Below are 26,635 nucleotides of genomic sequence, written 5' to 3' on the forward strand. Positions count from 1 at the left end.
GCGGACAAGGAGGTCCGACCATGGGCACGACGCAGGGAGACACGCCCGTACCCGTCGTTCTCGCGGGGGCACGGGGGCATGGCCGCTGGCACCTGGAGAACATCCGGCGGCTGGTGGGGGAAGGGCTGGTGCGGCTGGCCGGGGTGTGCGAACTCCGGCCGCTCGACGCCGAGGAGCTGGGGGAGGGGTTCGGGGAGGCCGGTGCCGGGGCCGGGCTGGAGCAGTCCGGGGACCTGGGTGCGCTGGTGGCCCGTACCGGCGCCCGGATCGCCGTCATCTGCACCCCGATCCACACCCACGCCGACCTCGCCCTCACCGCCGCCGAGCAGGGGGCGCACGTACTGCTGGAGAAGCCGCCCACGCCCTCGTACGCCGAGTTCACCCGGCTGCGCGACGGGCTCGCGGAGCGCGGCGCCGCGTGCCAGATCGGCTTCCAGTCCCTCGGCTCCCACGCCGTGCCCGCCATCCGGAAGCTGATCGCCGACGGCGCCATCGGGACCGTACGGGGCATCGGCGCCGCCGGGGCCTGGTCGCGCGACGAGACGTACTACACGCGCGCCCCCTGGGCCGGGCACCGCACCCTGGACGGGCGTGACGTCATCGACGGCGTCCTCACCAACCCCCTCGCCCACGCCGTCGCCACCGCCCTGCGCATCGACGGCGCCGACCGCGCCGAGGACATCACCGCCCTGGAACTGGAGCTGTACCGGGCCAACGACATCGAGGCCGACGACACCTCCTGCCTGCGGGTCCGGACCTGCTGGGATACGACGATCACCGCCGCCGTCACCCTGTGCGCGCGGGAGCCCGGCGAGCCGTACGTCGTGGTCCACGGCGAACAGGGCCGTATCACCTTCTGGTACAAGCAGGACCGGGTCCGGGTCGAGCGCGCGGGAGCGCCCCCCGAGACCACCCTCTACGAGCGCACCGATCTGCTGGAGAACCTGGCGGCTCATGTGCGCGACGGCACCGAACTGCTCGTCCCACCGGACCGCACCGGCGCGTTCATGCGCGTGGTCGAGGCGGTCCGTACCGCCCCCGCACCGGTCCCGCTGCCCGTGGACGCCTGGCGCACCGAACCCGGTGCGGGCGGCTCCGCGGGCGCGAAGCGGCGCGTCGTCACCGGCATCGACCAGCTGGTCACCGCCGGGGCCGAGCGCCTCGCTCTGTACTCCGAACTGCGCGCCCCCTGGGCCGCACCCCCCGCGGAGGTCCCGCACCCATGAACGCACCCTTCACCCCCAACCGTCCCCCCTGCACCGTGCTGCGCCACGAGAACCGGCCCGTCGGTACGTACATCCACCGGCCGCAGCTCGCCGGGACGCTCGCCCCGCGCCCGTATCTGCACCCGGTACGGACCCTCGGCGGCATCACCGTCACCGATCTGCGCACCGGGGGCGGGGGCCATCCCGCCGCCCAGCTGGGCGTGTCCATGGCCGTACCGGACGTCGCCGGGCGGAACTTCGGGGGCGGTCCGAGCCCCGTCACCACGTACGGCAGCCAGCGCCACCTGGGGTGGCTGCTGCGCGACCCGGACGGCTTCGTGGAGGAGCTGTCCTGGGGCGCGGGCGGACGGCAACTCCTGCTGGAGCGGCGCACGGTCGCGGTGCGGCCGCTGTCGGCGGGGTGCTGGGCGCTGGACTTCACCACGGCGCTCACCAATGTGACCGGGCAGGACGTCTCCGGGGCGGGTGGTGGCTTCTTCTGGAGCGCGCCGCGCCGCCCGCAGCCGCCGAGGGTCTTCAGCGCGGGCGGCGAGGGCGAGGCCGCCGTGCACGGGCGGGCCGCGGACTGGGTGGCGCTGGCCGCCGAGGACTGGACGCTGGTCTTCGCCGGGGCGACCGGCGAGACCCGGTCCGCGCCCTGGTACGTCCGCACCGGTGACCAGCCGGGGGTCGGCTCGGCCCTCGCCGCCTCCGACCGGCCGCTGACCATCGCCCCCGCCGACACCGTGACACGGCGCATCGTCACCGCGATCGCGGACGGCTGTCTGGCGCGGGACGAGGCGGCGCGGATCGCGGGGCAGCTGTCGGACAAGGGGGCGGCCGTATGAGCGGGCCTGTGCCGCTGTGGCGAGCTGACCTCGGGGACGGTACGTACCGCAATCCCATCCTCAACGCCGACTGGTCCGATCCGGACGTCGTCCGCGTCGGCGACGACTACTACCTCACCGCCTCCAGCTTCGGCCGCGCCCCCGGACTGCCGATCCTCCACTCCCGGGACCTCGTCAACTGGAGCATCCTGGGGCACGCCCTGGACCGGCTCGAACCCGCCGACGCCTTCGCCCTCCCGCGCCACGACTGCGGCGTCTGGGCGCCCAGCATCCGGCACCACGACGGCCGCTTCTGGATCTTCTGGGGCGACCCGGATATGGGGGTCTACCAGGTCAACGCCTCTGATCCGCGCGGTCCGTGGAGCGCGCCGCACCTGATCAAGGCGGGCAAGGGGCTGATCGACCCCTGTCCACTGTGGGACGAACACGGCAACGCCTTCCTCGTCCACGCCTGGGCCAAGTCCCGCTCCGGCGTCAACAACCGGCTCACCGGGCACCGCATGAGCCCGGACGGGACCGCTGTGCTCGACGAGGGCCGGATCGTCGTCGACGGCGACGCCATCCCGGGGTGGTTCACCCTGGAGGGCCCCAAGCTCTACCGGCGCGACGGCTGGTTCTGGATCTTCGCCCCGGCGGGTGGCGTCGAGACCGGCTGGCAGGGGGCCCTTCGTTCACGGGACTTCTTCGGCCCGTACGAGGAGCGGACGATCCTGGCCCAGGGCCGTACGGAGGTCAACGGCCCGCACCAGGGCGCCTGGGTCGACACCCCGGCGGGCGAGGACTGGTTCCTGCACTTCCAGCAGCGCGGGGCGTACGGGCGGGTGGTGCACCTTCAGCCGATGGGGTGGGACGAGGCGGGCTGGCCGGTGGTCGGCGACGAGGGCGAGCCGGTGTCCTGGTACCGCAAGCCGAAGGGTCCTACCGCTGCCGTCTGCGCCCCCGCTGTGGACGACACCTTCCCTGATGGCCAATACGGCCCCCAATGGTCCTGGACCGCTAACCCGGAGCCGGGCTGGACGATCGCCCACGACGGGCCGGGCCTCTGGCTGACCTGCCACCGCCACGAGCGGGCGGACGACTTGCGCGGGCTCCCGAACGCCCTGGTGCAACGCCTCCCCGCCGAATCCTTCACTGTGACGGTCGACCTGACCCTGCACAGTGACGCCGTCGGCGCCCGGGCCGGACTGGCAGTGCTGGGAGACGCGTTCGGCTGGATCGGCCTGGAGCGGACGGCGGACGGCGTCCACCTGGTGCACCGCTTCGCCAGCACCACCGCCGAGCGGGAACGCGACGCAGCCCACCCGCGCCCGGCTCCCGCAGGCCGGGCCCGCCTCCGCGTCGAGGTCTCCCCAGGCGCCCGCTGCCGCTTCTCCGCCGACACCGGGGACGGCTTCCGCCCGTCGGGCCCGGTCTTCGCGGCCACCCCGTGGCGCTGGGTGGCCGCCCACCTGTCCCTCTTCGCCACGGCCCCACCGGGCCAAGGCGCCCCGGGCCACGCGGCCTTCCGCACCTTCCACGCGACGCCAGTCCCGGAGTGATGCAGATGTCCCCCACCCCGCCCCTTCCCGAAACCGGGGGCTCCGCCCCCAGACCCCCACAGGCCTCCGCCCGGGCCTCGGCCCCGGACCCGCAGGGGTCTGCGCTCCTAGGCCCTGCGCCGGGGGCTGCGCCATGTTGCCCGGGTTGTGGGCAGGCGTTCCGCGGGGCGGAACGGGTGGGCACAACCCGGCCCGCACCCGGCCACGCACCCTGGCCACGGCGGCGCTCACCCCGGCGGCCACGTGCCGCTGCCGCGGCGGCGCTCACCCTGGTGGTCACCGGGCTGCTCGTGGTCCTCGGGGGCGCGCCCAGCGCAGTGGCGAGGGCGTCAGAGACACTGCGCGTCGCCGCCGACGGCACCGGCGACTTCCGTACCGTCCAGGCCGCCATCGACGCCGTACCGTCCGGCAACGACAAGCACATCACCCTCGCCATCGCCCCCGGCACCTACCGCGAACAAGTCCGCATCCCCGCCGACAAACCCCACCTCACCCTCCTCGGCACCGGCCGCCACCGCACCGACACGACCATCGTCCACGACACCCCCGCCGAGTACGGCGGATCCACCGGCAGCGCCACCGTCCTCATCGCGGCGAGCGACGTCACGGCCCGCCGTCTCACCTTCGTCAACGACTTCGACGAGGCGGCCCACGACCTCAAGGGCGAACAGGCGCTGGCCATGAAGACGACCGGCGACCGGATCGTCTTCCGGGACACGGCCTTCCTGGGCAATCAGGACACCCTCATGACGGACAGCCCGAAGCTGACGACGAACAGCCGGGTCTACATCCGCGACGCGTACATCGAGGGCGACGTCGACTTCATCTACGGCCGCGCCACCACCGTCATCGAGCGCTCCACCATCAAGGCCCTCACCCGCGGCAGCGACACCAACAACGGCTACATCACCGCCGCGAGCACCTGGAAGAACAACCCCCACGGCTTCCTGATCACCCGCAGCCGCATCGTCAGCGACGCACCAGCGCGGACCTTCCACCTCGGACGGCCCTGGCACCCCGGCGGCGAGCCGGACGCGATCGCCCAGGTGCTCATCCGCGACACGTACCTCCCCGCCGCGATCAAGTCCGCCCCCTGGACGGACATGAGCGGATTCCCGTGGCAGGAGGCCCGCTTCACCGAGTACCGCAACACCGGACCGGGCGCGGCAGGGCCGGAGGATCCCGCCGCGACACGGCCGCAGCTGGACGAGGCCGACGCCGCGGACCACGAGGTCGCCGACTACCTCGCCGGGACGGACGGCTGGGCACCCCAACACCACACCAGGAGATGCGCTTCATGAGCAGAGTAAGAAGCACCCGCAGCGCCGCGGCGGTCGCCGCCGTCCTCACCCTCGCGCTCACCGCCACCGCCTGCGGCGACGACGGATCGTCCACCGGCGAGGAGGGGTCCGGCAAGGGCACCATCACGTTCTGGGACAACAACGGCGGTCCCCGGACGAAGGTCTGGAAGAAGATCATCGCCAAGTTCGAGGACAAGAACCCGAACATCAAGGTCAAGTACGTTCCGATCCCGATCACCAACGTGCAGTCGAAGTACGACACGGCCATCCAGAGCGGCGGCGACAGCCTCCCCGACGTCGGCGGCGTCGGCACCGCGTACCTGGCGAACCTCGCCGCCCAGGGCGCCCTGGACCCGGTCACCGACCGCATCGAGGACAGCTCCCTCAAGGGCAAGCTGATCAAGAACATGGTGGACAGCGTCCGCGCGGCCGGAGGCGACGAGAAGGAGCTGTTCTCCGTCCCGACCTCCGCCAACCAGGGCACCCTCTGGTACCGCACCGACCTCTTCAAATCGGCGCAGCTGCCCGCCCCCACCACCTGGGACGCCTTCTACGAGGCCGCCGACAAGCTGACCGACAAGGGCGAGAACAAGTTCGGCTTCACCCTGCGCGGCGGCGCGGGCTCGGTCGCCCAGGCGCTGGACATGATGTACGCCCAGTCCGGCATCTCCTCGTTCTGGGACGGCGACAAGACGACCCTCAACGACCCCAAGAACGTCGCGGCGCTGGAGAAGTACATCGCCCTCTTCAAGAAGGTCACCCCCTCCGCCGACCTGAACAACGACTTCGCCAAGATGGTCGCCCAGTTCGACCAGGGCGACATCGGCATGCTGCAGCACAACCTCGGCTCCTACGTCGACCACGTGAAGCAGCTCGGCAAGGACAAGATCGCGGGCATACCGCTGCCGCCCGCCCAGGCCGGATCGGCCCGCACGATCGTCTCCAACCCGGTCGACGGCCTCGGCCTCTTCAAGGCGAGCAAGAACAAGGCGGCCGCCTGGAAGTTCATCGAGTTCGCGGCCTCCCCGGAGATGAACAGCCTCTGGAACGAGGACGTCGGCGCGATCCCCGCCAACGTCGGCGCCGCCGACGACGCCTGGATCAGCGAGGCCCCGCCGACCAAGGCCGCGCTGGAGTCGCTGAACGACCCGCAGACCAAGGTCGTCCAGCTGCCGTACTACCTCCCGGACTGGAACAACATCAGCAAGGCCGACAACGAGCCCAGCTTCCAGAAGGTGCTGCTCGGCCAGATGACCGCCAAGGCCTTCTGCGACAAGGTCGCGAAGGAGCTGAACACGGCCCAGGCCGACTGGAAGAAGCACCAGTAGCGGCGGTCCGGCCCCTGAACCGGCGTACGGGGCGGCCGCACCGCACCGGTGGCCGCCCCGTACGCCTCCCCCCCCACACACACCGTGAGAAAGGCATCCCCATGTCCGTGACCCGAAGACACGCGGCCGCCTCCCTCGCCGCGCTGCCCCTCACCCTCGCCGCCGCCACCGGCACGGCCCAGGCGCACTCCCGCCCCCGCCCGCGCCCCCGCACCACCGTCTACGTCGCGGGCGACTCCACCGCCGCGACCAAGCAGCCCACCGCCGCGCCCGAGACCGGCTGGGGCATGGCCCTGCCGTTCTTCCTGGCGGACGACCGCTTCACGGTCGCCAACCACGCCGTCAACGGCCGCAGTTCCAAGAGCTTCTACGACGAGGGACGGCTCGCCCCCATCCTGGCCGCCCTCCGCCCCGGCGACCTCCTCCTCGTCCAGTTCGGCCACAACGACGAGAAGATCGAGGACCCGGCGCGCGGCACCGATCCGCAGACCACGTATCCGCAGTATCTGCGGCGCTACCTCGACGGCGCGCGGGAGCGCGGCGCCCGCCCCGTGCTGCTGACCTCCGTGGAGCGCCGCAAGTTCGACGCGGCGGGCAACGCCCTGCCCACGCACGGCGCGTACCCCGATGCCGTACGCCGCCTCGCCCGCGTCGAGGGCGTGCCGCTGCTCGACGTCCAGGCGTCCAGCATCGCGCTGTGGCAGCGGCTCGGGCCCGAGGCCACCCAGGGCTACTTCAACTGGCTGGAGCCGGGGGAGTCGCCCAACTACCCGGCCGGGCTCCAGGACAACACCCACTTCCAGCCGCACGGCGCGATCGAGGTGGCCCGGCTCGTCGCGCGGGAGCTGGCGGCGCGGCGGGTGCTGCGGCCGCGCGACATCCGGCGGCTGGACGCCGCGATCCCGGACAGCTGGATCAGCTGGTAGCCCCCTTTTTTCCCCTCCCTTTCGCTCATCAGGAGCCGTCATGTTCAGACGTCATGCCCGTGTGGCCGCCGTGCTCGGCTGCGCCGCACTCGCCCTCGGCGTGGCCGTGGGCCCATCGGCCGCCGCCCAGGATGCCCAGACCGCTCGTGGCGTCCTCCCGGCCGGTGACGGCTGGGCCTCCGCCGACGGCGGCACCACCGGCGGCGCCAAGGCCGACAAGGCGCACACCTTCACGGTCACCAACCGCGCCGAGCTGGTGAAGGCCCTCGGCGACGGCGACGCCACCCCACGGCTGATCTACGTCAAGGGAACGATCGACGCCAACACCGACGCCGCCGGAAAGCCGCTGTCCTGCGCCGACTACGCGACGAACGGGTACTCCCTGGACGCGTACCTGGCGGCGTACGACCCCGCCACCTGGGGCAAGACCGCGCCGTCCGGTCCCCAGGAGGACGCCCGCGCCGCGTCCGCCGCCCGGCAGTACGAGCGCGTCGAGCTGAAGGTGGGCTCCAACACCACCATCCTCGGCGTCGGCCGGAACGCCCGGCTGTTGGGGGCCAGCCTGCAGATCCGGGGCGTGGACAACGTCATCGTCCGCAACCTCACCTTCGAGGACGCCTTCGACTGCTTCCCGGCCTGGGACCCCACCGACGGCGACGACGGCAACTGGAACTCCGAGTACGACAACCTCGTGGTGTACGGCGCCACCCACGTCTGGGTCGACCACAACACGTTCACCGACGGCCGCCGCCCCGACAGCGCCCAGCCCAGCTACTTCGGCCGCCTCTTCCAGCAGCACGACGGCGAACTGGACGTGGTGCGCGGCGCGGACCTCGTCACCGCCTCCTGGAACGTGTTCGCCGACCACGACAAGACGCTGATGATCGGCAACAGCGACAGCGCGGGCGCCACGGACCGTGGCAAGCTCCGCGTCACGCTCCACCACAACCTCTTCAAGAACATCGTGGAGCGCGCGCCGAGGGTGCGGTTCGGCAAGGTCGACGCGTACAACAACTACTTCGTGGCGCCCCGCGACGGCTACGCGTACAGCTGGGGCGTCGGCGTCGAGTCCCAGCTCTACGCGGAGGCCAACGCCTTCACGGTGCCGTCCTCCGTCGACCCCGCGACGATCATCAAGAAGTGGAAGGGTACGGCGCTGACCGCGAAGAACAACCACCTCGGCGGCAAGGCGGCCGACCTCCTGGCCCTCCACAACGCCGGGGTCCCCGATGAGCAGCTGGGCGGCGACGCGGGCTGGACCCCGACGCTGCGGCCGCGCGTCGACGCGCCGCGCGCGGTGCCCGGCATCGTCGGCAAGGACGCGGGCGCGGGCCGCCTCTGACGCCCCTGCGGGCCCTCCAACGGGGGAGGTCGGGCGTCAACTGGCCCCGCCTGGCCTCCCCTTCACCCTTCACGTACCCCTCACGCCATGAGTCAACTTCAATTGGACGACCGGGCAACACTGGTCTCAGAATGATCAAGAGTTGTCATGGTCTATCGCTGGGTGATCGCGATTCCGTAATCTGAGAATCCTTGAGACGGCGGCAACCTAATCTGGATCGGCGGCAACTACGCCATGGAGCGGGTCGTTCAGGATCCCACGGCCCGCTCTCTCGACGCAGAACAGGAGTTGCCATGAGAGTGAGGCGAAGCCGCGGTCGCCATCGCCGTCGCAAGGACCGCACGCTGTCCCTCGGCGGCGCCGTGATCGTGGCGTCGGCCGTGGCCGGGGTGTACCTGACCGCCTCCCCGCAGGGCGCGAGCGCCGTCCCGACCGCCGTCTACGTGGCGCCCGGCGGCAGCGACAGCCAGTCGGGCACGCTGGGATCTCCGTACCGCACGCTGGAGAAGGCCTTCGCCGTGGCGAAGCCCGGCACCACGATCGAGGTCCGTGGCGGTACGTACCATCCGGCCCGGACCCTGCGCAGCTCCGTGAGCGGCACCGCCGGTGACCGCGTCCACCTGCGCCCGTACCAGGGCGAGAAGGTCCGGGTCGACGGCTCCCGGCTCCGTGATGGTGCCTCCCTGCTCTCGCTGAGCGCCGACTACTGGACCGTCTCCGGCCTCGAACTGCGCAACGCCCCCGGCGGCGGTCTGGTCTGTACCTCCTGCTCGCACGGCGTCTTCAACAACCTCACGGCGCGCGGCAACGGCGACACCGGGGTCACCCTGCGCGGTGACGACACCGACGACAACCTCATCCGGAACCTGGACTCCTACGGCAACCACGACGACGCCACCGGCGGCAAGCGAGCCGACGGCCTCGCGATCACCCATGGCTCCGGCTCCGGCAACGTCGTCACCGGGTCGCGCTTCTTCGACAACAGCGACGACGGCGTCGACCTGTGGATGTGGGCCAACCCCGTCGCCATCGACCACTCCTGGGCCTGGGGCAACGGCGTCAACCGCTGGGGCATCCGCGACTTCGAGGGCGACGGCAGCGGCTTCCAGCTCGGCGCGGACACAGCCGCGGCGCCTGCCCCCGCCCATGTCGTGCGGGCCTCCGCCGCCTGGAAGAACTCCAAGAACGGCTTCGCCGCGGGCGGCAACACCGGCGCCCTCCGGCTCCTGCGCACCACCGCCTACGCCAACGAGGGCCAGGGCTACTCCTTCCCCGACTCCCGCGTCCTGCTCCAGCAGAACCTCGCCGTCGCCAACGGCCGCGGCCAGACCGACACCGGCGAGCTGGCGGTCTCCCGAGGCAACAACTGGAACCCGAACGCCTCGATCACCCCGCCCTTCGTCACCACCGAACCGGCCACGGCCTACGAATCCCGCCGCCAGGACGGCTCCCTGCCCGTCACCAGCTTCCTGGTGGTAGCCGGAAGCACAGAAGTAGGCTCAACAATGAACTAACCGCCAGGCGGCGTGAGTTTCCCCCACCCCGCCCCTTCCCGAACAAGGGGCTCCGCCCCTCGCACCCCGCCCCCGGCGCCCTGCCGGGCCTGGGGCCCGTATGCGGGCGGGGCGGCGGTGTGTTCCCCGGACCGCCCCTTCCCGGCGCTCATCCGCGCACCCACCGGGCCGGTTTGTCCCCGGCGACCCGGCCGCAACCGTCGCTCGCGGGCGCTCAGCCCCCGCCACCCGCGTGTGGGCCGCAGGGCTGGGGTCCAAGGGGCGGAGCCCTTTGTTCGGGAAGGGGCGGGGTCGGGGAAACATACGGGCGGAGCGGGGGCTATTGGTGGCCCTGGATGGGGCGGGGGCGGTAAGGGGTCTCCAGGCGGGTGGTCTCGGACTCCGTGAGGGTCAGGTCCACCGCTGCCACCGCGTCGTCCAGGTGGGACGTCTTCGTGGCGCCGACGACGGGGGCCGTTACGGCGGGGCGGCTGAGGAGCCAGGCCAGGGCTATCTGGGCGGGGGAGACGCCGCGTTCCGCGGCGACCTCGCGGACCACGTCGACGATGTCGAAGTCGGCGTCCGCGTACCACCGCTCGACCAGGGGATCGTTGGCGGCGCGGGTCGTGGGGCCGGTGCGGTCGCGGTCGCGGGTACCGGCCAGCAGGCCACGGGCGAGCGGGCTCCACGGGATGACGCCGACGCCCTGGTCGAGGCAGAGCGGATTCATCTCGCGCTCCTCCTCCCGGTACAGCAGGTTGTAGTGGTTCTGCATGGAGACGAACCGCGTCCAGCCGTGCGTATCCGCCGTGTGCTGGGCCTTCGCGAACTGCCACGCGTACATCGAGGACGCGCCGATGTAGCGGGCCTTCCCCGCGCGCACCACGTCGTGCAGCGCCTCCATCGTCTCCTCGATGGGCGTCTCGTGGTCGTAGCGGTGGATCTGGTACAGGTCCACATGATCGGTGCCCAGCCGCCGCAGCGAGGCGTCGATCCCGGCCAGGATGTGCTTGCGGGAGAGGCCTCGGTCGTTGGGGCCCGGGCCCATCGGGTTGTAGACCTTGGTGGCCAGCACATAGTCGTCGCGGTGCGGAAAGCACTCGGCCAGCAGCTCGCCGGTGATCTCCTCGCTGCGGCCGACCGCGTACATGTCGGCCGTGTCGAAGAACGTCACCCCGCTCTCCACCGCCCGCCGCACGATCGGCCGGGACGCGTCGATGTCCAGCTGCCACGCCCGGTACGAGGGGTCGCCGTAGCTCATCATGCCCAGGCAGATCCGTGACACCTTGATCCCCGACATGCCCAGTCGTGCGTACTCCATGGCGGTCTCCTCTCTCGGCAGTGGCCACAGAAGACCACTTCGAGCGCCGGATGTCAGCCCTGTCTCAGCCCGGAGTGACGAAACCGCGTTCGTACGCCGCGATCACCGCCTGGGTGCGGTCCCGGACGCCGAGCTTGCCGAGCACGGCGGCCACATGGGTCTTCACGGTCGCCGGGCCCACCGCCAGCCGGTCGGCGATCTCGGCGTTGGACAGGCCGGTGGCCATCAGCCGCAGCACCTTCGCCTCCTGCTCCGAGAGGCGGTCGCGCAGGGCGCGGGCCGCCGCGCCGCGACCGCTCGCGGCGGCGTGTTCGGCGGCCAGGGCCCGTACGGCGGCCGGGAAGAGCAGCGAGTCGCTGCGCGCGACCAGCCGCACCGCCTGGACGAGATCGTCCGCGCGGGCCCGCTTGAGGAGGAAGCCGCTGGCCCCGGCGCGCAGCGCGTCGTACACGTACGCGTCGTTCTCGAAGGTGGTCACCACGATGATCCGCGGCGGCTCCGGTACGGTCCGCAGGATCTGCTCGGTGGCGCGGATGCCGTCGATGTCCGGCATGCGGACATCCATCAGCACGATGTCCGGGCGCAGTTCGCGCACCAGCGGGACGGCCTCCGCGCCGCTGCCCGCCTCGCCGACGACCTCCAGGTCCGGTTCGCCGGAGAGGATCGCGCGCAGCGCGGTGCGGACCAAGCGCTCGTCGTCGGCCAGCACGATCCGCAGGGGCGTCGGCGCGGCGGTCACCGGGCGGCCCCCAGGGGGAGCCGGACCGTCAGCCGCCACCGGCCGTCGTCGGCGCCCCAGGCGCAGCTGCCGCGCAGCAGCGCCGCGCGCTCGGCGATGCCGCGCAGCCCGCGCCCGCCGCCGGGGCGGCGCGCCCGGGCGGCCGACCCGCTCACCGGGTTCTCCATCCTGATCTCCAACTCGCTGCCGTCCATGGTCATACGGACCCGCACCGGCACTGGTCCGGCGTGCCGCAGGGCGTTGCTCAGCCCCTCCTGCACGATGCGGTACGCCTCGCGCGAGACGCCCGGCGGCAGCCCGCCCGGCGGGGGCCCGCCGAGGTCGACGGTGACGCCTGCGGCGCGGGTACGGGCCAGCAGCCCGTCCAGGTCGGCGAGGGTGGGGGAGGGGGAGGGCGCGGCCGGTCCCGGCCCGGCTCCGTCGGGCTCCTCGCGCAACAGGCCCAGCACACTGTCCAGTTCGGCCACCGCGCCACGCGTCGTCTCCTCGATCGCCTCCAGCGCCTCCCGGGCGAAGCCCGGATCGGCGTCCAGGACCCGGCGGGCCGCGCCCGCCTGGAGCGTCACCGCGCTGAGCGCGTGCCCGACCGAGTCGTGCAGCTCACGGGCGAGGCGGTTACGGGAGGCGAGCCGGGCCGCCCGCTCCTCGGCGGCCGCCAGCCGGTCGGCCGGGGCGGGCCCGAGGAGTGCGGGCGCACAGCGGGCCAGCAGCGCCCCGGCGCCCGCCGCGACCACCACCAGCACCGCCAGCAGCAGCACCCCGGTGGCGGGCGCCAGCGCGACCCGGCCCCCGGCGAAGGCGCCCGGCCAGCCCAGCTCCGCCCCGTACGACGACCCGCTGACCGGCAGCGCGATCAGCAGCAGCGCGGCGGGCGGCACGGCCAGGGTGAGCCCGCTGACCAGCCCGCCGACCGCCAGATGCAGCGCGTACCAGAGGGCGGTGCGCTGGCGCGCGTCCCACGAGGAGGCGGGCCCGGCGGCGAGTTCGGCGGACTCCGGCAGTCCGCACAGCGCCCGCGCGGCCGTGACCTCCAGGGGGCGTACGAGGGGGAAGAGCGCGGTCAGCGCGGCGAGCGGGAGGGCCGCGACGAAGGCGAGCAGTTGCCAGGGGAGGGAGGTGAGGAGGCCGGGGGTGCGGAGCACCGACCCGAGGAGGACCGTGGTGAGCAGGAAGTACGGCATCAACAGCGCGCCGCCGAGCACCAGATGGACCCAGCGCGTCCGGGTGCGTCGCCCGAGGGCCGCACGGGTCCATCGTCGCCATCGGGTGCGGATCACAGCGGCCGCAGCTCCAGCGTGCGCGGGGAAACCGGGGCCTTGGACGCCTGCGCGCCCCGCTCGCCCAGGAAGTACGCCCCGGCCGTGAGGACCAGCAAGCCCACGATCATCTGCACAGCGTAGGTCATGTTCATCACCGCGCTCGGTGCCTTGGCGCCGTCCCCCGAGGCCAGACCGGTCAGCGTCAGCCATGCGCCCCAGCAGGCCAGCGCCCCGGACCCGATCCAGGCCAGGCCCAGCGGGACGACGAGCCGGAGGCGGTGTCCGGCGCGGAAGGCCAGCGTCAGGGCGCCCGCGGCGGTGGCGAGCGCGAAGACGACGTACATCGCCTCCAGGACGTAGAAGTCGCTCGTCCGGTCCGCGGCCCGGGCGGCGGACAGCCCGGCCGTCGAACCGCCCGCCCACAGCGCGTGGGTCGCGGCGGGCGGCACGGTGAGCACCGTGGCGACCACGGCGGTGAGGCGCTGGGCGCCGCGGGTGGGGCTGTCGGCGGGCAGATCGGCGATCCGGCCGCGCCACAGATGGCCCCAGCGGTCGCGGGCGTACAGCGTGAACAGGGCGCCGAGGGCGAGGCCCTGGAGGATGAAGCCGCCGTAGACCAGCCCGAAGACCCAGTCGGCGAGGAACCGGCTGTCGTCGGCGACCGCGCCCGCCCCGGCGCCGTCGCCGAGCGCCTTGACGAGCAGCTGGGCCGGGAAGCCGGTCATGATCGGCGCGAGCAGCCCACCCGCGCACCACACGGGCAGCGCCAGCAGCCAGGCCGGGACCCGCGCGCCCCAGGGACGGGTGAGGAGCAGGGCGAGGACGACGACGGCGGCGTCCATGAGGACGGAGACCCCGTTGAAGGCGAGCAGGACCGGGCGCTCCTCCGGGCGGCGCAGATCGCTGCCCTCGGGGATCCCGACGTGACTCCCCGCGATCCAGGCGACCTTGAGGGCGATGTAGGGGAGGCAGGCGAGGACGGCGATGGCGCGCAGCGCCCGGCGGGGAGCGGTGGTCGCGTGGGGCTGTGTCATGGACACCAGCCTCGCGACGCCGCTGCCGTCGCACCTCGCCCTGTCCGGTGATCCGCCTCCGCCGTGCGGCGGAGACGGACGTCCTCCCTCAGACCAAGAGGCTCACGAGATTCAGAGGCGGCGGGTGGCCAGGGTCAGGCGGTCGCGGGCGTCGAACAGCGCGTCCTTGATCATCTGCTCATGGGCCCCGGTCAGCCGGGCCACTGGCACCGAGCAGCTGATGGCGTCCCGGGACGGGGTGCGGTAGGGGATGGCGATGCCGAAGCAGCGCAGGCCCAGCGTGTTCTCCTCGCGGTCCACCGCGTACCCCTGCTCGCGGATGACGTGCAGCTCCTCGATCAGCTTCTCGCGGTCGGTCAGCGTGTGCTCGGTGAGCGGGCTCAGCGTCTCCGGCAGCAGCTTGCGCACCTGCTCGTCGGTGTACGTGGCCAGCAGCGCCTTGCCCAGCGAGGTGGAGTGGGCCGGGAGGCGGCGGCCGACGCGGGTGAAGGGGCGCAGATAGTGCTGGGACTGGCGGGTGGCGAGGTACACCACGTTGGTGCCGTCGAGCCGCGCGAGGTGGATGGTCTCGGTGGTGTCGTCCGAGAGCCGGTCCAGGGTGGGGCGGGCGGCGGCCACGACCTCGTCGCCGTCGATGTACGACGTGCCGACGAGCAGCGCCCGCACCCCGATGCCGTACCGGGTGCCGGTCGCGTCCGTCTCCACCCAGCCCAGCTCGACCAGGGTGCGCAGCAGCATGTACAGGCTGGACTTGGGGTAGCCCACGGCCTCCTGCACGGATGCCAGACTGTGCATGCCGGGCCTACCGGCGAAGAACTCCAGCAGTTCGACCGTGCGGACCGCCGACTTGACCTGGGCCCCGCCCGTCTCGGCAGCTGTCATCGCCTTGACCCCTCTGTTCGACCAGCCATAGAGTCCCGATGGAATTCATCAACCGGGACAGCGTTCAGCATATCGAACAACAGCCGATGTGCGGGACGCAAGCAGCGGGTAACACAGCAGGAGGAATCCGCGGTGTCAGCACCAGTGTGGAGCGTCGACCCCCGAACCGGAAAGCAGCGCGAGCAGGTAGCGGTCGAAGCCACGGCGGAGGAGGTCGACAAGGTGGTGCGGGCGGCCGACGCCGCGCGCGGCTCCCTCGCCGACCGTACGGTGCGCGCCGCCTTCCTGCGCACCGCCGCCGATCTGCTCGACGAGGCCCGCGACACGCTCGTCGAGGCCGCCGACGCGGAGACCGCGCTCGGCCCGGCCCGGCTCACCGGCGAGCTGGCCCGCACCAGCTATCAGCTCCGGTCCTTCGCGAAGGTCGTGGACGAGGGCGCCTTCCTCGACGTCCACGTCGACCACGCGGACGCCACCCAGACCCCGCCGTGGCCCGATCTGCGCCGCTACAAGCTGCCGCTCGGCGTCGTCGCCGTCTACGCCGCCAGCAACTTCCCGCTGGCCTTCTCCGTACCCGGCGGCGACACCGCGAGCGCGCTCGCCGCGGGCTGCCCGGTCGTCGTCAAGGCGCACCCCGACCATCCCGCGACCTCCGAGGTGGCCGCCTCCGCGCTGCGCCGGGCCGCCGAGCAGGTCGGGCTGCCCGCCGACGTGATCTCCGTGGTGCACGGCTTCGACGCGGGGATCGACCTCATCAAGCACCCGCTGGTCGCCGCCGCGGGCTTCACCGGCTCGATCCGCGGCGGCCGCGCCCTGTACGACGCGGCGGCCGCCCGGCCGGTGCCGATCCCCTTCCACGGCGAACTCGGCAGCCTCAACCCGGTCGTGGTCACCGAGGCGGCCGCCGCCGAGCGCGGTGAGCAGATCGGCTCCGGGCTCGGCGGTTCGATGACGCTGGGCGTGGGCCAGTTCTGCACCAAGCCCGGCTTCGTGCTGGCGCCCGCGGGCGCGGCCGGGGACGCGCTGGTCAAGTCGCTCACCGAGGCCGTCAGCAACACCGACGCCGGGGTGCTGCTCGACCACCGCATGCGGGACGCCTTCGTCGCGGGCGTCAAGGAGCGCGCCGCGCTGGCGGACGTCGACGCCCCGGTGACCCCGGGCTCCGGCGGCGAGCACAGCGTCAGCCCCGGCTTCCTCACGGTCCCGGCCCACCGCCTCGCCGAGGAGGGGCCGCACGATGTGCTGCTGGAGGAGTGCTTCGGCCCGGTGACCATCGTCGCCCGGTACGGGAGCGACGCCGAGGTCACCGCCGTCCTCGGCCGCCTCCAGGGCAACCTGACCGCTACCGTCCAGATCTCCGCCGCCGAGGCCGAGGGCACCGAGGGCCGGGCCGGTGAGCTGATCGCCGAGCTGACCCCGCTCGCGGGCCGGGTCCTGGTCAACGGCTGGCCGACCGGTGTCGCCGTCGCCCCCGCCCAGCACCACGGCGGCCCGTACCCGGCGACGACCTCCACCTCCACCTCGGTCGGCGGCACCGCCATCGAGCGCTGGCTGCGGCCGGTCAGCTACCAGGACACCCCGCCCGCGCTGCTCCCGCCGGAGCTGCGCGACGAGAACCCGCTCGGGCTGCCCCGCCGGGTGAACGGCCTCCGGGAACAGCAGGGCTGACAGCCCCACCGGAAGACACCGGAAGACACCGGGAAACACCGGGAAACACCGGGAAAGGCCCCGCACAACGCAGATGGCCAGGGGGAGGGCGTCACACGCCCTCCCCCTGGCCATCCCCGGTCACGGGGATCGGTGGCTCACTTCACCGGGGTGAAGTCCCGAGCCCCGATGTAGTCCGGCCGCCGCACCGGCGCCGCGAACGGCTCCACCGCCGTGTTCTCCACGCTGTTGAACACGATGAAGACGTTGCTGCGCCAGTAGGGCGTGATGTTGTCGCCCGAGCCGTGCATGCAGTTGCAGTCGAACCACGTCGCCGAACCGGCCTTGCCGGTGAACAGCTTGATGCCGTGTTTGTCGGCGAAGCCGGACAGCGCCTCGTCGGACGGAATGCCCGCGTCCTGCATCTGCAGCGACTTCTTGTAGTTGTCCTTCGGTGTCTGGCCCGCGCAGCCGAGGAACGTGCGGTGCGACCCCGGCATGATCATGAGGCCGCCGTTGGTGTCGAAGTTCTCGGTCAGGGCGACCGAGAGCGACACGGTCCGCATGTTCGGCAGCCCGTCCTCGGCGTGCCAGGTCTCGAAGTCCGAGTGCCAGTAGAAGCCCGAGGCCCCGAAACCCGGCTTGACGTTGATCCGGCTCTGGTGGACGTAGACGTCCGAACCGAGGATCTGCCGTGCGCGACCCACTACTCGCGGGTCGCGCACCAGATTGGCGAAGACCTCGCTGATCCGGTGCACCTCGAACACCGACCGTACGTCCTGCGACTTCGGCTCTATGATCGAGCGCTCGTCGGCGCGCACGTCCGGGTCGACGATCAGCCGGTCCAGTTCGGCGCGGTAGACCGCGACCTCATCCGGAGTGATGAGCTGATCGATCGCCAGAAAGCCATCACGATCGAAATCGCTCAGCTCGGACGCTTGCATCGGACCCTCGGCCCCGGGATCGGACCACACGACGGGGTCCACGCGGGGCGTGGCCACCTCGAGAGGACCGCGGGTCGGGTACAGGTCAGTGACCGTGGTCATCGGATCATGCCTCCTCGGTCTCGGTGATCAGGGGGTATACCCCGTTCTCATCATGGTCCTCCCGTCCGGTGATCGGCGGGTTGAAGACACAAACGCAACGGAAGTCCTTTTTGATGCGCATGGTGTGCTTCTCGTGGCCGTCCAGCAGATACATGGTGCCGGGCGTGATGATGTGCTTCTCACCGTTCTCGTCGTTGGTGAGCTCGGCCTCGCCCTCGACGCAGAGGACGGCCTCGATGTGGTTGGCGTACCACATGGACGTCTCGGTGCCCGCGTAGAGCGTGGTCTCGTGCAGGGAGAAGCCGACCCGCTCCTTCGCGAGCACGATCCGCTTGCTCTCCCACGTACCCGACGCGCCCTTTACATGCCTGTCGGTTCCCTCGATGTCCTTGAAGGATCGGACGATCACGGTGAGTCGCTACCTTTCTGCAGTTGCGTTACTGAGGGTGTTCAGGCGGTCTCGCGGACCGCCCGGGCGAGGATCCGCAGACCCTCGTCCAGCTCTTCGGGTGTCATCGTCAGCGCCGGCAGCAGCTTGACGACCTCGCTCTGCGGACCCGAGGTCTCGACCAGCAGGCCCAGCTCGAAGGCGCGGGCGCACACCGCGGAGGCGCGCGGCTTGTCCTCGAACTCCATGCCCCACACCAGGCCGCGGCCGCGGTGGCTGACACCGGAGTTCTCGTCGCAGATGGCGCGCAGGCCCTGCTCGACCTGCTCACCGCGGGCCAGCGTCTGCTTCTCCATCTGGCCGTCGGCCCAGTAGGTGTCCAGGGTCGCGGCGGCGGTCACGAACGCGGGGTTGTTGCCGCGGAACGTGCCGTTGTGCTCACCGGGCTCCCAGATGTCCAGCTCGGGCTTGAAGAGGGTGAGCGCCAGCGGCAGGCCGTAACCGCTGATCGACTTGGAGACCGTGACGATGTCCGGGGTGATGCCCGCCTCCTCGAAGGAGAAGAAGGCACCCGTGCGGCCGCAGCCCATCTGGATGTCGTCGACGATCAGCAGCATGTCCTGGCGCTCGCACAGCTCGGACAGGGCGCGCAGCCACTCGGGACGCGCGACGTTGATGCCGCCCTCGCCCTGCACCGTCTCGACGATCACGGCGGCGGGCTTGTTGAGGCCGGAGCCCTGGTCCTCGAGCAGCCGCTCGAACCACAGGAAGTCCTCGACCGTGCCGTCGAAGTAGTTGTCGAACGGCATCGGGGTGCCGTGGACCAGCGGGATACCGGCGCCGGCGCGCTTGAAGGCGTTACCGGTGACGGCGAGCGAGCCCAGCGACATCCCATGGAAGGCGTTGGTGAACGAGACGATCGACTCGCGGCCCTTGACCTTACGGGCGAGCTTCAGCGCGGCCTCGACCGCGTTGGTGCCCGTCGGGCCCGGGAACATGACCTTGTAGGGCAGGTCACGCGGGCGCAGGATGTTGTTCTGGAAGGACTCCAGGAACGCGCGCTTGGCCGTGGTCGACATGTCGAGACCGTGCGTGACGCCGTCACGCTCGATGTAGTCGATCAGGGCCCGTTTCAGCACCGGGTTGTTGTGGCCGTAGTTGAGCGATCCGGCACCGGCGAAGAAGTCGAGGTAGGTATGGCCGTCCTCGTCGTACATGTGGCTGCCCTGCGCGCGGTCGAACACAGCAGGCCAACCGCGGCAGTAGCTGCGCACCTCCGACTCCAGGGCCTCGAAGACGCTCAGGGCGGGCGGGGTGATGGTCACAGCATTCTCCTGGGAGATGAGTGCGAGGGGTGAGGGGGTGAGGGCGTGCGCCCTCGGGGGGTACAGGGGGTTCGGGGGCGGGAAATCGGGGATGTCGGCGATGACCTCGGGTGTCCGGGGCTCAGTCGCGGTCCGCGAGCGGGCCGATGCGGTAGAGCACCTCGGGCTCGTGGCCTCCGTCGGGGAACATGCCGCCGTCGAAGAGCACCTCGTGCTCGACGGGCGCGCCGTGCCGCTCGGCGAAGGACGTGAACAGCCGGTTCGACGCGGTGTTGTCCGGGGTGATCGTGGTCTCGATTCCCCGGACGCCCGTCGCGGCGACGCGCGCGGTCAGCCCGTCCAGCAGGGTGGCGGCCAGTCCGCGGCCGCGCCACGACTGGTCGACGGCGACCTGCCAGACGACCAGGGTCTCGGGCCGCTCAGGGCGGATGTAGCCGGTGATGAAGCCGACCGGTCCGCCCTCGGCGTCGCGCGCCACCACGGAGGTGGCGGCGAAGTCGCGGCACCACAAGAGGTAGCTGTAGGAGGAGTTGAGGTCCAGAGTCTTGGAGTCGCGGGCGATTCGCCAGATCGCGGCTCCGTCCTCGACGTGTGGAGTGTCGAGGGTGAGCCCCTCCGGCAAATCAAATTCGCTACGGGCGCCTACTCGGTCTGCTTGTGCGGCGGTCATGCGAATTCAATTTACCCAGCAGGATAGAAAAATGCATCGAGGAGAGGGGTTACGTAGCGGGGGGTCGATGTGGTAACACGCGCGGATGCGCGTACGCGCGGCGGATCGCCGAAAAGCGGGGATTTGTGGGGGAGTTACCGGGGTGAAAGGGTCGGCATGTGGAGTGCGTCACATGTACGTAACGGGGGCGTGATGGTGCCGAATTACCGTGTCGTGGGCCACTAAAAAAAGTGCGTTTAGAGGTCGAGGGAGGGGGAAGACGACATGGGAAGATGTACTTGAAAAACGCCCTGAATTTATCTTCAGGCCTTCCGGAATTCATTCCGCCGGGCTTCTCGCACGGAACTCAGACCCGAAAGTCGCCACGGACGGCGAATGCGCCGGAGGGGCCGTTGCCGGAGGCGGAGTAGCCGTCCCGCCCGGCGTCCCGGTCGCCCTCGGCGTGGTTGTACTGCCCAGCGAAGACATGGCGGCCGGCCGGCACCGTGGCTCCCTTCCGGAGCGTCCAGCGGTAGACCAGCACCCCGCCCTCGGAGCGTACCGAGACGGCCAGGTCGCCTGCGGGCAGCGTGCTCCAGGAGCCGGTGGTGCGCACCCCGCCGTTCTCGGCGACCCGCAGCTCCACGGTCAGCGACGTCAGCGGCTTGCTGTTGGTGAACGTGATGTCACTCTGCGCCCAGTACGGGTTGGAATTGGCGTTGATCGCCCCGCGCGAGCGCACCGCCGGATCGGCGAGATGGTTTGGACCGACCGTAGTGGGAAAGGCGCTCGGCGTGTGCCGACCAGCCTCGTCCTCCGTGCCGCCGCCCGGCCGCCTCGTCGTGTCGCCGCCCTCGCCCGCGGGCGGCGCGGCCGGTTCGGTCGACGTCCGTACCGTCTGCGGCCCGTCGGCGGTGTCGGTCGTCACCACCGCGATCCCGGCGGCGGCCACCGCCGCGGCCAGCCCCGCGGCCGGGCCCACCACCCGGGTCCACTGCCGGGCCGGGACCCGGCGGACGTACCGCCGCTCGCCGTCCGCCATGCCCGCGGTGACCCGGGCCAGCATCCGGGCCCGGTCCGGCTGGTGCGCGTCGGCGGCCTCGCGCAGTGCGGCCGCGACATCGCGCCGGCCGTCGCGATGGTCGGTCATCAACCGTTCCCTCCTGGGTGCCCGGCGTGGCCCACACGGCCGGGGCGGAGCCCCCGTACCGTCTCCTGCGGCCGCGCTTGGGACTGCGGTTGCGTGGGGGCCTGCGTCTGGGGCTGCGTCTGGGGCGGCGGCCCCGCCGAGGGCCGCTCGGTGTCGTCGTCGGGCGGGCCGAGCAGCCGCTCCAGCTCGGCGATGCCACGGGAGGTCTGGCTCTTGACCGTGCCCACCGAGATGCCGAGGGTGCGGGCCGTATCCCGCTCCGAGAGGTCGAAGGCGTGCCGCAGCACCACACACGCCCGCTTCCGGAACGGCAGCCTCACCAGCGCGGCCTGCACATCCACCACGGCGGACACATCCGGGTCGTCCACCCGGTCCGAGCGCTCCGACGAGAACAGCGCCACCCGCCGCCGCTCGCGCACCAGGCTGCGGATCCGGGACCGGGCCAGGTTGGCGACCACGCCCCGGGCGTACGCGGCCGGATGCTCGGCGACCCGTACCCGGTCCCACCGGTGCCAGACCGCGACCAGCGCGTCGGCCGCCAGGTCGTCCGCCCCGTCGGAACTGCCGAGCAGCAGGTGGGCGAGGCGGGCCAGCTCGGCGTGGTGGCGCTCGAAGAACTCCCGGAACTCCGCCTGCGCGTCGGCGGCCGGTAAGCCGGACGCGCGTAAGTCGCTTTTCGGTAAGGCGGCCGCGGGTGTCGGGCCATCCGTAGGAGTGCTCACGCGGGCCTCCTCACTGCCCCTCGTCCGGTGGGTTGCGTGAGCGTAGCAGCGCTCCCCGTGTTGTACGAGTGGTGCCCGTCCGCCGCCCGGGAATTGGCCGGTCAGCGCCCTGGCCCCGTCTCGTACAGTGCGTGACATGAGGGAGAGCGCGGTGCTGCACATCAAGGGGCGGATCCTGGTCGGCCCGGAGGACGGGGACGCCGGTGGCGTCCGGGACGAACTGTGGGTGGTCGACGGAAAGATCACCTTCGACCGTCCGGCCGGGGCGCGGGATGTCCGGCGGCTGGACGGCTGGGTGCTGCCGGGTCTGGTCGACGCCCACTGCCACGTCGGCCTGGACGCCCATGGCGCGGTGGACGACGCGACGAGCGAGAAGCAGGCACTCACCGAACGCGACGCCGGGGCGCTGCTGCTGCGCGACGCCGGATCGCCGTCCGACACCCGCTGGGTCGACGACCGCGAGGACCTGCCCCGCATCATCCGGGCGGGCCGCCACATCGCCCGCACCAAGCGCTACATCCGCAACTACGCGCACGAGATCGAACCGGATGACCTGGTCGCCTACGTGGCGGCGGAGGCACGCCGGGGCGACGGCTGGGTCAAGCTCGTCGGCGACTGGATCGACCGGGACACCGGTGATCTCTCCGCCTGCTGGCCGCGCGGGGCGGTCGAGGCGGCCATCGCCGAGGCACACCGGCTCGGGGCGCGGGTCACCGCGCACTGCTTCGCCGAAGAGACGCTGGCCCCGCTGGTCGAGGCCGGGATCGACTGCATCGAGCACGCGACCGGGCTGACCGAGGACACCATCCCGCTCTTCGCCGAACGCGGCGTCGCCATCGTGCCGACCCTCGTCAACATCGCCACCTTCCCCCGGCTCGCGGAGGGCGGCGAGGCCAAGTTCCCGCGCTGGGCCGACCACATGCGGCGGCTGCACGCGCGGCGCTACGACACGGTGCGCGCCGCCTGGGACGCGGGCATCCCCGTCTACACCGGCACCGACGCGGGCGGTTCGCTCGCGCACGGGCTGATCGGCCAGGAGGTCGCCGAACTGGTGAAGGCGGGCATCCCGGTGCGCGACGCCCTGTCGGCCGCCACCTGGGGCGCGCGGGCCTGGCTCGGACGACCGGGCATCACCGAGGGCGCCGCCGCCGACCTCGTGCTGTACGACGCCGACCCACGCGACGACGTACGGGTCCTGACGGCGCCGCGCCACGTGGTGCTACGGGGCCGCGTGTTCTGAGCGGGGCACGGGAGCACTCCGAGGTCGAACGCTTCGGCGAACAACACCCTTTGGGATGAACGGACTTCATGTGTCTGCCTGTTTACCCTCGGTGCGCAAATATGGCGTGGTCGAGGCCGTCGGCGCCCGTGGAGTCCCCCGCGGCAGGCGCCGGCGGCTCCATGTCTCCTGTGGGGGTCAACTCACGTGTCCTTTTCAAGCAATACCTTCTTCGGCATGCCCGCCCGCCGTCTGGCGGCCGTCTCCGCAGCCACCGCCGTCTCCGTCCTGGGCGTCCTGCCCGCGGGCACGGCGCACGCCCGGACCGGCCACACCGTCGCCGCCGGCAAGGCGAGCGCGGCAGTGCTCCGTACCGACCTGAGCGTCTCGCTCCTCAACAAGACCGTCACCGCACCGCTGGTGACCTCGCTGAACGAAGTGCAGGCGCCCAAGACCGCCAGCAAGACCGCGCTCAGCGCGACGGTCGCCGGGGTCAACGGCGACCGCCCCTTCAGCGTGCTGCGCGCCGATGTGGCCACGGCCCGCGCCGCCACGGACAAGTCCCGGTCCGAGGGCTACTCCAACCTCGTCAACGCCAAGGTGAACGTGCCGGGGCTGCTCGGGGTGCCGCTCATCACGGTGGAGCAGGTCACCTCGAAGGCCGTGTGCGCGGCCGGGAAGAAGCCGACCGCCGACTCCAACCTGCTCGGCACGGTCAGCGTGCTCGGCAAGAAGGTCACCCTGACCGCGGGCGGCTCGACCAAGGTCGACGTGCCCTCCCTCGGCCAGGTGAACCTGGATCTGTCGCGCACCGCGACCACCTCGCGCACCGCGGCGGCCACCGCCCTCTCGCTGAAGGTCTCGGTGAACCCGCTCAAGCTCAACGTCTCCGAGGTCGTGGGCCAGGTCACCCTGGCCCACGCCACCTGCGAGGCGCCCGGCGCCCCGGCCAAGGAGGAGGAGCCGGAGGTCGTCAACCAGACCAAGCCGGAGCCCAAGCCGGAGCACCTCGCCGAGACCGGCGGCAGCTCGGCCACCCCGTACCTGGTGGCAGGCGGCGCCGTGCTGCTCGCCGCGGGCGGCGGCGCGGTGTTCATGGCCCGCCGCCGACGGGCCTCCGGAACGCGCGGTGATGCGTAGGCACAACCCCACCCAGCGGCCGGTGCCGGTGGTCGACCCACCCCGACCCCCGGTACCGGCGTAGGGGGCGTCCTGCCGATCAGGACACCCCCTGGGCCTGCCCGGCGCGTCTCCCATCGCCCGGGCAGGCCCCGGCCCTTCGTCGCTCAGGCGTGGCTCAGGCCGTTGGCTCAGGCCGTCGCTCAGGCGTCGTTCAGGGCCTTGGCCAGGGCGATGACGAAGCGGTCGGTCGTGTCGCGGTCGCGGACGGCCAGCCGTAGCCAGTCCGGGCCCAGGCCCGGGAACGTGTCGCCGCGGCGCACCGCGAAGCCGAGTTCGCGGAGACGGGCCCGTATCGCCGCCGCGCCCGGCAGCTGGATCAGCACGAACGGACCGGCCGCCGGACCGCACACCCGCAGCCCGGCCCCGGCGAACTCGCTCAGGCGACCGGTCAGATGGGCGCGGTCGGCGGCGGACCGCTCGGCGGCCCGGGCCGCCTCGGCCAGCGCGGCGGGCTCGCAGCACGCCTCCGCCGCCACCAGGGCGGGGGCGGACACCGGCCACAGCGGCTGCACCCGCTCAAGCCCGGCGATGAACTCGGGGTCCGCCAGCACGTAGCCGACGCGCAGCCCCGCGAGCCCCCAGGTCTTGGTGAGGCTGCGCAGCACCACCAGCCCCGGCACATCGGTGCGCGAGGCGAGCGACGCGGGCTCGCCCGGCACCGCGTCCATGAACGCCTCGTCCACCACCAGCGTCCGCCCGGGCCGGGCCAGTCCGGCGAGCGTGGCGGCCGGGTGCAGCACGGAGGTGGGGTTGGTGGGGTTGCCGACGACCACCAGATCGGCGTCGTCCGGCAACGCCGCCGGGTCCAGCCGGAAGCCGTCCCGCTCATCCAGCAGCACCCGCTCCACCGCGTGCCCGGCGTCCCGCAACGCGGCCTCCGGCTCGGTGAACTGCGGATGCACCACCACCGGGCGCAGGGCCCTGACGGCGCGGGCGATCAGCACGAACGCCTCCGCGGCACCCGCCGTCAGCAGCACCCGCCCCTCGGGCACCGCATGGCAGGCGGCCACCGCCGCGCGCGCCGCCCGCCCGTCCGGGTAGGCGGCCAGTCCGTCGAGGGACGCGGCGATACGGTCCTTGAGCCAGCGCGGCGGCGTACCGGCCCGGACGTTGACCGCGAGGTCCGTCAGCCCGGCGTCGGCGCCCCGCACCTCCGCGTCCCCGTGGTGCCGCAGATCGAACCCCGGGGCCGCCCCGTCCGCCGCGTTGTCCGCCGCCTTGCCGGCGGGTATGTCAGCGGACATCGGCGTGGAGGTCCGGGTGGGAGTGGGCGTGTGCCTCCGGGTCGAGCCGCGCCCGCCCGGGCACCCCGGCCGCCTCCTCGTAGCGCTCCAGGACCAGCTCCGCCAACTCCGTGGTCGAGCCGATGACATCGGCGGACACCACCTCGGCCTCCGGATAGGCGAGCGCCCAGCCCTCCGCCTGCTGCCGCACCCGCTCCAGCGCGTCGCCGCCGAACAGGAAATACGGCAGCACCACGATCCGCCGCGCCCCGAGCCGCACACAGCGGTCGAGGCCCGAGGGCACGTCCGGCGCGGCGAGCGAGGCGAAGGCCGTCTCGACGCCCGCGAAACCACGGCCCTCCCACAGCAGCCGGGCGGCCCGGTGCACCTCGGCGTTGCCCTCCGGCAGCGGCGACCCGTCGCCCACCAGCAGCACCGTCGTCTGCGCCCGGTCCGAGGGGGAGCGCCGACCGCCGCCCAGCGCCTCGTCCAGCCGCCGCTCCAGCACCCGCAGCAGCCGGGGGTCCGGGCCCAGCGGGCGGCCGAAGTCGAACGAGGCGTCCGCGTGCCGCTCCGCCTCCTGGGCCAGCGCGGCGGCGACCCCGTCTCTCGGATGTTCCACCGGGATCAGACTGAGGGGCACGACGACGAACCGGGTCACCCCCTCCCCGACGAGCCGGGCCACCGCGTCGGACAGCGGGGGCGCGCCCGGCCCGGTGAGGCCGCCCGCCACGGGCAGATCCGGGTGCTGCGCGCCCAACTCCCGTACGAAGTCCTGGAAGGCGGCGGCGCGCCGCTCGTCTCGGCTGCCGATGCCTGCGATGAGCAGCGCGGGCGGGGTCGTCACGAGGTCTCCTTGGTGCAGGGT

23 protein-coding genes and 1 pseudogene are annotated in these 26,635 nt (G+C 72.3%); 11 read left to right on the forward strand and 13 right to left on the reverse strand.

Features of this window, described 5'->3' with window-relative positions; genetic code table 11:
- Positions 1-20: 20 nt before the first annotated feature.
- From ACWC5C_RS03265 to ACWC5C_RS03300, 8 genes and pseudogenes are all read left to right on the forward strand, one after another.
- Complete coding sequence (locus ACWC5C_RS03265) at positions 21-1,226, forward strand: Gfo/Idh/MocA family protein (RefSeq protein WP_450873147.1); 1,206 nt, start codon at positions 21-23, stop codon at positions 1,224-1,226.
- On the forward strand, positions 1,223-2,053 hold the full coding sequence (locus ACWC5C_RS03270; protein WP_450873149.1) for a DUF6807 domain-containing protein: 831 nt from the start codon (positions 1,223-1,225) through the stop codon (positions 2,051-2,053). The genes ACWC5C_RS03265 and ACWC5C_RS03270 overlap by 4 nt, the downstream gene beginning before the upstream one ends.
- Positions 2,050-3,591 (forward strand): family 43 glycosylhydrolase, encoded by a 1,542-nt coding sequence (locus tag ACWC5C_RS03275; RefSeq protein WP_450873151.1) that lies wholly within the window; start codon positions 2,050-2,052, stop codon positions 3,589-3,591. Before ACWC5C_RS03270 ends, ACWC5C_RS03275 begins: the two co-directional genes overlap by 4 nt.
- A 368-nt stretch (positions 3,592-3,959) precedes the next feature.
- A pseudogene (locus ACWC5C_RS03280) lies at positions 3,960-4,892 on the forward strand (pectinesterase family protein); the annotation flags it as partial.
- Complete coding sequence (locus ACWC5C_RS03285; protein ID WP_450873153.1) at positions 4,889-6,220, forward strand: ABC transporter substrate-binding protein; 1,332 nt, start codon at positions 4,889-4,891, stop codon at positions 6,218-6,220. The pseudogene ACWC5C_RS03280 and the gene ACWC5C_RS03285, both read left to right, overlap by 4 nt.
- 101 nt (positions 6,221-6,321) lie before the next feature.
- Positions 6,322-7,146, forward strand: a complete 825-nt coding sequence (locus tag ACWC5C_RS03290) for a rhamnogalacturonan acetylesterase (RefSeq protein ID WP_450873155.1) — start codon at positions 6,322-6,324, stop codon at positions 7,144-7,146.
- Positions 7,147-7,186: 40 nt separating this feature from the next.
- Positions 7,187-8,488: a pectate lyase family protein gene (locus ACWC5C_RS03295; RefSeq protein WP_450873157.1), complete on the forward strand. Its 1,302-nt coding sequence runs from the start codon at positions 7,187-7,189 to the stop codon at positions 8,486-8,488.
- Between the two features lie 293 nt (positions 8,489-8,781).
- Positions 8,782-10,002 (forward strand): right-handed parallel beta-helix repeat-containing protein, encoded by a 1,221-nt coding sequence (locus tag ACWC5C_RS03300; protein ID WP_385448634.1) that lies wholly within the window; start codon positions 8,782-8,784, stop codon positions 10,000-10,002.
- Between the two features lie 319 nt (positions 10,003-10,321).
- Here the strand turns inward: ACWC5C_RS03300 and ACWC5C_RS03305 are convergent, their stop codons facing one another.
- The 5 genes from ACWC5C_RS03305 to ACWC5C_RS03325 all read right to left on the reverse strand — a co-directional run bounded on the left by ACWC5C_RS03305 (position 10,322) and on the right by ACWC5C_RS03325 (position 15,216).
- On the reverse strand, positions 10,322-11,302 hold the full coding sequence (locus ACWC5C_RS03305; RefSeq protein ID WP_450873159.1) for an aldo/keto reductase: 981 nt from the start codon (positions 11,300-11,302) through the stop codon (positions 10,322-10,324).
- A gap of 64 nt (positions 11,303-11,366) precedes the next feature.
- A complete protein-coding gene (locus ACWC5C_RS03310) occupies positions 11,367-12,041 on the reverse strand; it encodes a response regulator (RefSeq protein WP_450873161.1) in 675 nt (224 codons plus the stop codon).
- Entirely contained in the window at positions 12,038-13,318 is a 1,281-nt protein-coding gene (locus tag ACWC5C_RS03315) for a sensor histidine kinase (RefSeq protein ID WP_450873163.1), read from the reverse strand. The genes ACWC5C_RS03310 and ACWC5C_RS03315 overlap by 4 nt, the downstream gene beginning before the upstream one ends.
- Positions 13,315-14,334 (reverse strand): hypothetical protein, encoded by a 1,020-nt coding sequence (locus ACWC5C_RS03320; RefSeq protein WP_450873164.1) that lies wholly within the window; start codon positions 14,332-14,334, stop codon positions 13,315-13,317. The genes ACWC5C_RS03315 and ACWC5C_RS03320 overlap by 4 nt, the downstream gene beginning before the upstream one ends.
- Before the next feature lie 111 nt (positions 14,335-14,445).
- Positions 14,446-15,216, reverse strand: coding sequence for an IclR family transcriptional regulator (locus ACWC5C_RS03325; RefSeq protein WP_385448265.1), 771 nt, complete (start codon positions 15,214-15,216; stop codon positions 14,446-14,448).
- Positions 15,217-15,348: 132 nt separating this feature from the next.
- Between ACWC5C_RS03325 and ACWC5C_RS03330 the strand changes: the two genes are divergently transcribed.
- Positions 15,349-16,884, forward strand: coding sequence for an aldehyde dehydrogenase (NADP(+)) (locus tag ACWC5C_RS03330; RefSeq protein WP_450873166.1), 1,536 nt, complete (start codon positions 15,349-15,351; stop codon positions 16,882-16,884).
- Positions 16,885-17,021: 137 nt separating this feature from the next.
- On the opposite strand, the gene thpD is transcribed toward ACWC5C_RS03330, so the two are convergent.
- The 6 genes from thpD to ACWC5C_RS03360 all read right to left on the reverse strand — a co-directional run bounded on the left by thpD (position 17,022) and on the right by ACWC5C_RS03360 (position 22,143).
- Entirely contained in the window at positions 17,022-17,909 is an 888-nt protein-coding gene (gene thpD, locus ACWC5C_RS03335; RefSeq protein ID WP_450873168.1) for an ectoine hydroxylase, read from the reverse strand.
- A 4-nt stretch (positions 17,910-17,913) separates the two neighbouring features.
- Positions 17,914-18,318, reverse strand: coding sequence for an ectoine synthase (locus ACWC5C_RS03340; RefSeq protein WP_450873170.1), 405 nt, complete (start codon positions 18,316-18,318; stop codon positions 17,914-17,916).
- Between the two features lie 41 nt (positions 18,319-18,359).
- Positions 18,360-19,622 (reverse strand): diaminobutyrate--2-oxoglutarate transaminase, encoded by a 1,263-nt coding sequence (gene ectB / locus ACWC5C_RS03345; RefSeq protein WP_450873172.1) that lies wholly within the window; start codon positions 19,620-19,622, stop codon positions 18,360-18,362.
- Between the two features lie 121 nt (positions 19,623-19,743).
- Positions 19,744-20,292 carry a diaminobutyrate acetyltransferase gene (gene ectA, locus ACWC5C_RS03350; protein WP_450873174.1) on the reverse strand — a complete coding sequence of 183 codons (549 nt, stop codon included), beginning with the start codon at positions 20,290-20,292 and terminating at the stop codon, positions 19,744-19,746.
- Between the two features lie 346 nt (positions 20,293-20,638).
- Positions 20,639-21,421 carry a hypothetical protein gene (locus ACWC5C_RS03355; protein WP_450873176.1) on the reverse strand — a complete coding sequence of 261 codons (783 nt, stop codon included), beginning with the start codon at positions 21,419-21,421 and terminating at the stop codon, positions 20,639-20,641.
- Entirely contained in the window at positions 21,421-22,143 is a 723-nt protein-coding gene (locus tag ACWC5C_RS03360) for a SigE family RNA polymerase sigma factor (RefSeq protein ID WP_450873178.1), read from the reverse strand. Before ACWC5C_RS03360 ends, ACWC5C_RS03355 begins: the two co-directional genes overlap by 1 nt.
- Before the next feature lie 136 nt (positions 22,144-22,279).
- Here ACWC5C_RS03360 and ACWC5C_RS03365 point away from each other — a divergent pair, with 136 nt between their 5' ends.
- Positions 22,280-23,383: an amidohydrolase family protein gene (locus ACWC5C_RS03365; protein ID WP_450873180.1), complete on the forward strand. Its 1,104-nt coding sequence runs from the start codon at positions 22,280-22,282 to the stop codon at positions 23,381-23,383.
- Positions 23,384-23,599: 216 nt separating this feature from the next.
- Complete coding sequence (locus tag ACWC5C_RS03370; protein ID WP_450873182.1) at positions 23,600-24,502, forward strand: SCO1860 family LAETG-anchored protein; 903 nt, start codon at positions 23,600-23,602, stop codon at positions 24,500-24,502.
- Between the two features lie 182 nt (positions 24,503-24,684).
- Here the strand turns inward: ACWC5C_RS03370 and cobC are convergent, their stop codons facing one another.
- Positions 24,685-25,788, reverse strand: a complete 1,104-nt coding sequence (gene cobC / locus ACWC5C_RS03375; protein WP_450873184.1) for an Rv2231c family pyridoxal phosphate-dependent protein CobC — start codon at positions 25,786-25,788, stop codon at positions 24,685-24,687.
- Positions 25,778-26,614: a sirohydrochlorin chelatase gene (locus ACWC5C_RS03380; RefSeq protein WP_450873186.1), complete on the reverse strand. Its 837-nt coding sequence runs from the start codon at positions 26,612-26,614 to the stop codon at positions 25,778-25,780. The genes cobC and ACWC5C_RS03380 overlap by 11 nt, the downstream gene beginning before the upstream one ends.
- Positions 26,615-26,635 lie beyond the last annotated feature (21 nt).

The organism is Streptomyces sp. NPDC001700, from assembly GCF_053596435.1.

Bases quoted from the DNA above. Each gene is read 5' to 3' on its own strand.
- ACWC5C_RS03320 (WP_450873164.1), bottom strand. From the start codon at position 14,334: ATGACACAGCCCCACGCGACCACCGCTCCCCGCCGGGCGCTGCGCGCC.
- ACWC5C_RS03305 (WP_450873159.1), bottom strand. From the start codon at position 11,302: ATGGAGTACGCACGACTGGGCATGTCGGGGATCAAGGTGTCACGGATC.
- ACWC5C_RS03355 (WP_450873176.1), bottom strand. From the start codon at position 21,421: ATGACCGACCATCGCGACGGCCGGCGCGATGTCGCGGCCGCACTGCGC.
- ACWC5C_RS03325 (WP_385448265.1), bottom strand. From the start codon at position 15,216: ATGACAGCTGCCGAGACGGGCGGGGCCCAGGTCAAGTCGGCGGTCCGC.
- ACWC5C_RS03285 (WP_450873153.1), top strand. From the start codon at position 4,889: ATGAGCAGAGTAAGAAGCACCCGCAGCGCCGCGGCGGTCGCCGCCGTC.
- ACWC5C_RS03270 (WP_450873149.1), top strand. From the start codon at position 1,223: ATGAACGCACCCTTCACCCCCAACCGTCCCCCCTGCACCGTGCTGCGC.
- thpD (WP_450873168.1), bottom strand. From the start codon at position 17,909: ATGACCACGGTCACTGACCTGTACCCGACCCGCGGTCCTCTCGAGGTG.
- ACWC5C_RS03365 (WP_450873180.1), top strand. From the start codon at position 22,280: ATGAGGGAGAGCGCGGTGCTGCACATCAAGGGGCGGATCCTGGTCGGC.
- ACWC5C_RS03300 (WP_385448634.1), top strand. From the start codon at position 8,782: ATGAGAGTGAGGCGAAGCCGCGGTCGCCATCGCCGTCGCAAGGACCGC.
- cobC (WP_450873184.1), bottom strand. From the start codon at position 25,788: ATGTCCGCTGACATACCCGCCGGCAAGGCGGCGGACAACGCGGCGGAC.
- ACWC5C_RS03265 (WP_450873147.1), top strand. From the start codon at position 21: ATGGGCACGACGCAGGGAGACACGCCCGTACCCGTCGTTCTCGCGGGG.
- ACWC5C_RS03275 (WP_450873151.1), top strand. From the start codon at position 2,050: ATGAGCGGGCCTGTGCCGCTGTGGCGAGCTGACCTCGGGGACGGTACG.
- ACWC5C_RS03295 (WP_450873157.1), top strand. From the start codon at position 7,187: ATGTTCAGACGTCATGCCCGTGTGGCCGCCGTGCTCGGCTGCGCCGCA.
- ectA (WP_450873174.1), bottom strand. From the start codon at position 20,292: ATGACCGCCGCACAAGCAGACCGAGTAGGCGCCCGTAGCGAATTTGAT.
- ACWC5C_RS03370 (WP_450873182.1), top strand. From the start codon at position 23,600: ATGCCCGCCCGCCGTCTGGCGGCCGTCTCCGCAGCCACCGCCGTCTCC.
- ACWC5C_RS03290 (WP_450873155.1), top strand. From the start codon at position 6,322: ATGTCCGTGACCCGAAGACACGCGGCCGCCTCCCTCGCCGCGCTGCCC.